This window comes from Desulfosarcina sp. (assembly GCF_033791525.1).
Classification (GTDB): Bacteria; Desulfobacterota; Desulfobacteria; order Desulfobacterales; family Desulfosarcinaceae; genus Desulfosarcina.
On record NZ_JASJGN010000193.1, the window covers coordinates 1 to 3,864 of the forward strand.

General features: G+C 55.5%; 5 protein-coding genes and 1 pseudogene. 2 read left to right on the forward strand and 4 right to left on the reverse strand.

The window, feature by feature from the left end; genetic code table 11:
• The first annotated feature begins 105 nt into the window (after nt 1–105).
• Both QNK41_RS09380 and speB read left to right on the forward strand, forming a co-directional pair.
• Nucleotides 106–594 carry a prolyl-tRNA synthetase associated domain-containing protein gene (locus QNK41_RS09380; protein ID WP_319256062.1) on the forward strand — a complete coding sequence of 163 codons (489 nt, stop codon included), beginning with the start codon at nt 106–108 and terminating at the stop codon, nt 592–594.
• Nucleotides 595–828: 234 nt separating this feature from the next.
• Entirely contained in the window at nt 829–1,698 is an 870-nt protein-coding gene (gene speB, locus QNK41_RS09385) for an agmatinase (RefSeq protein WP_319256064.1), read from the forward strand.
• On the opposite strand, the gene QNK41_RS09390 is transcribed toward speB, so the two are convergent.
• The 4 genes and pseudogenes from QNK41_RS09390 to QNK41_RS09405 all read right to left on the reverse strand — a co-directional run.
• A complete protein-coding gene (locus QNK41_RS09390; RefSeq protein WP_319256066.1) occupies nt 1,691–2,011 on the reverse strand; it encodes a hypothetical protein in 321 nt (106 codons plus the stop codon). The genes speB and QNK41_RS09390 overlap by 8 nt on opposite strands.
• Nucleotides 2,012–2,125: 114 nt before the next feature.
• The gene (locus QNK41_RS09395; protein ID WP_319256067.1) at nt 2,126–2,683 is read right to left on the reverse strand and encodes a response regulator; all 558 of its coding nucleotides are present in this window, start codon (nt 2,681–2,683) and stop codon (nt 2,126–2,128) included.
• Between the two features lie 66 nt (nt 2,684–2,749).
• Entirely contained in the window at nt 2,750–3,562 is an 813-nt protein-coding gene (locus QNK41_RS09400) for a HAMP domain-containing sensor histidine kinase (protein ID WP_319256070.1), read from the reverse strand.
• Nucleotides 3,563–3,608: 46 nt separating this feature from the next.
• A pseudogene (locus QNK41_RS09405) lies at nt 3,609–3,864 on the reverse strand (hypothetical protein); the annotation flags it as partial.

Consider the following 3,864-nt stretch of genomic DNA (forward strand, 5'->3'; position numbering starts at 1 on the left):
TACGTTTTCTGGAGTCCCTTGACCGGTGAGCGGCAACCCCTCCCACAGCCGATCAGTGGCCATTTTCGATTTCGACAAAACGATCATCAATAAGGAAAGGAAACCATGGAGATCTACGATTATCTCGACACCCACGGCATCGACTATGAACGGCACGACCACCCTCCGGTCTTCACCTGCGACGATGTGAATCGTCTGGTTCCGGCACTCCCCGGCCTAAAGACCAAGAACCTGTTCATCTGCGACAACAAGGGCAAACAGCACTTTCTCGTGACCGTCCCCGATGAGAAGTCGGTGGACCTGAAGTCATTCGGCGAGGCCCTGGCGGTCAAAAAGCTCCGGTTTGCTTCGGCGGACCGCCTGCAAACGCATTTGGCACTCGAGCCCGGAGCGGTGACCATCCTGGGTGTGATGAACGACGACACCCAACAGGTCCGTGTCATCGTGGACAAAGCCATCTGGGAGGCTGACGCCCTCCAGTGCCACCCGCTGGTCAACACTGCCACCCTGGTCATTTCCCTGGACAATGTCCGCAAGTTCCTCGACGCCACCGGGCATGAGGCCAGGGTAATGGATGTGCCGGCCCGGGATTGAAACTGTATCTACCCACAAAAGGCATCTTTCGGCCCAGGCCGGCGTTCTCGTTCAGCTGAATTCCTCAACGTAGCACTGCTACACCTGCGGTTTCAAATTCACTGCGGCCTTGGCCTGAACCAAAATATACCTTTTGTGAATAGACACATCATGTAAAATACACATCCCCTTACTTCTCGTCCGGGGGGACGCGTGTGCATATAACGGTCTCTGCTGGTCCAATCCGGACCGCAGGTGAGAAAAAAAGGAAACTATCTGATGATCGACAACCCGGACAACATCTTCAACACGGAACTGAATCCTGATACCGTGGCACTGATCGGCATCCCCTTTGACGAGTACTCCAGTTTTATGCGCGGGCCGGCCAAGGCCCCATCGGCCATCCGGCAGACACTGCACAACGGTTCGTCTAACCTGTTTGCCGAAAACGGGGTCAATCTGGAATCGCACTCGCTGTTTTGTGACCTGGGAGACCTGGCGCTGCCCCGTGGTGAGGATGCCATGACCGCCATCGAAACTGCTGTCGGGCGGCTGGCTGAACAAAAAGCCCGGGTCCTGGCACTGGGCGGAGACCACGCCGTCACCTTTCCGGTGGTCAAGGCGCTTACCAATACGCATGACAATCTGACCATCCTACACCTGGATGCCCACCCGGATCTATACGACAGCTACGATGGCAGCCGCTTTTCCCACGCCTGTCCGTTCGCGCGCATCATGGAGACCGGACGCGTCAAGCGGCTCGTCCAAGTGGGCATCCGCGGCATGAACGACGAGCAGCGCCGGCAGGTGGACAAATTCGGCGTCACCTGCATCGAGATGAAAGATTACCGATCCAAAAACCCAATCGTGCTGGAAGGGCCGCTCTACCTCTCTGTGGACATGGATGTCCTGGACCCCGCCTATGCACCGGGTGTATCCCACCATGAACCCGGCGGCATGTCCACGCGCAAAGTCCTCCGGCTGATTCAATCCATACAGTGCCCCATCGTGGGGGCGGATATTGTAGAATACAATCCGGATCGGGATGTGAACGGCATGACGGCGGCCGTGGCCGCGAAATTGGTAAAGGAGATTGCCGGGGTGATGATTCGTCAAGTCAAGTAAAAGCCATCTCAAAAATGCTTTTTATCCCAATCTCTGCGTTGGTTCCGCGTTTCAAGTCCTCGACATACTTCAGTATGCACCCCAAGGGCACTTCTTTCAGGGCGCCTGCGGGTTGAAACGCGGCCCCGCCTTGACATTGAACCAAAACCCTATTTTTGAGATAGGCTTTAGTTAACATTACAATATCGATAGTTGAGGATGATCCGATCATCGTCAAAACGCCGGTTCGACTTGGCTGGGTATAATTCAACGGTAGCAGAAGTATTGGGTGGTCATGCGTCGCCTCCTCTTGAGATTGTTTGGCGGGAATCAAGAAGCATCTGACCACCTATTTTGTTATAGACGTCAACTCAAGTCCGTCTTCTGTCTTCTGTCCACAGTCCTCAGACTTCCTTTCTCAGACCTTTGTCCACTGCCCTCAGGCTTCTCATATCCCTTTATCTATAATCCGCTTGTCGTGCTTCAGGCGCTCCTGAATCCCCCTGCCCACTTCCCAGGTGCGGGAGAAATCGGACCAGAAGTTTTTGTCTTTGGCCTTCCAGTCGGGTCCGAAACGCTCGTCGAAGTAGCCGCCCAGCCGGTCGAAAAGCAGCTTCCAGGGGGGTTTGCCCGCGGCCTGCGCGGCCAGCAGTTCCTCGAGAAGGTCATCCAGTTCGGCGAGGGTTTCCTTGGGCAGATAGGAGATTGCCCCCTTGCGGATGGACGACATGAGCGTATCCGGGTTGACGGCGTGGGCAGTGAGCATCACCGTGGGAATTCCCTTGGCCACCGCCTCGTCCAGCAGGGCCAGTCCGTTGACACCCATGATATCTAAAATGGCCAGGTCGTACCGACCCGTTCGAATCTTCTCCGATGCGCTCGCGTAGTCCCGGGCAACCTCCACGTCGGCCATGTCCAGAATGTCCTCGATGGTCTCTAAAATGTCAGCTTCATCGTCCACCGCCAGAATGCGTTTGCCATTCAGATGGGCTTTAGGGTCTGCCATGGGTCCTTTTCCTTTCCAAGCGGTTGATCCGGTTGAACTTCATAAGTGTGATTGCAAATAAAAAAATCAGCTCTTTTCCGTGAGCGTCAAGGGCAGCGTCAGGCGAAAGACCGCGCCAGAACCGCGATTGTCTTTCACGGTGATGTCCCCTCCCAGGTGACGGGCCAGGATCCGTGCGCCGGCCAGGCCCAAACCGTGGCCGGTCCGTGATAAAAGCGCACATGCCTTGAGTCGGGTGTATCGCTCGAAGATCAGTTCCCGATTCTCCTTTTCCACCCCCGGCCCGTCGTCGACCACCTCGACAACCAGCTGGTCTTCCAGCACGTCCATGCCGATTTCCAATCGCTGGTGCCGGTGCTGCAGGGCATTTTTGATCAGATTGCCCACGATCTGCCGGAATTTGGCCTCATCCTGGCACAGTTGTGCACCACGGACAAGATCGGAACAGGTCAGATGGATACCGAGTTTCTCCAAAACTGCGTCCCGGTCCCTCCCCTGTCCGGCCTCCTTATCCGTCTCCCATGGACTCGTGTTACATGCCTCAAGCGCTTCCAACAGCACCTCGTCGACCATGAAAGCCGGATTGAAACGGCTGCATTGAAAGCATCCGGCATCGGACCGGCCCACCTCCAATAGATCGGCAAGCAGGCTCCGCGCCTTTCTCGAATTTCGCAGGGCCCGGTTCAGCGCCTTTTCCTGGCGATCCGTCAGCGGACCGAATTTATCAGGTTTTTCCAGCAGCATGCGAACGGCGGTCTCGATGACCGATATGGGGTCCTTGAGTTCGTGGATCAGAAATTCCACATTGATGTCGCGAAAGAACCCCCCGCCGGTGGACGGGACCATACGGTTGTCTTTTTCGATTGAATCCTTAGTCATAGTTCACACTCTGGAACGATTGCATTGTTATATCAATTCCTTATTTTTAAGCCTCTTCCAGCCGACACGCCAGATCCAACTGGTTTGAAGGCAAAAACCGGATCTGCATGGTGGTGCCCCCCGATGCGTCACAGTCAGACGGGTTGCTGCAATGATCGCATCGATCGATGGCGCCCGGGCAAATGTCACTGTCAGTCGGAATGTAACCGCAGCGATGGGATATCATTTTTATATCGAAGTGGTATCGCTCGGAGAAAATGGTGATTCGCAGCAGGTCGAATCCCTTTCCGCCGGCATTAAAG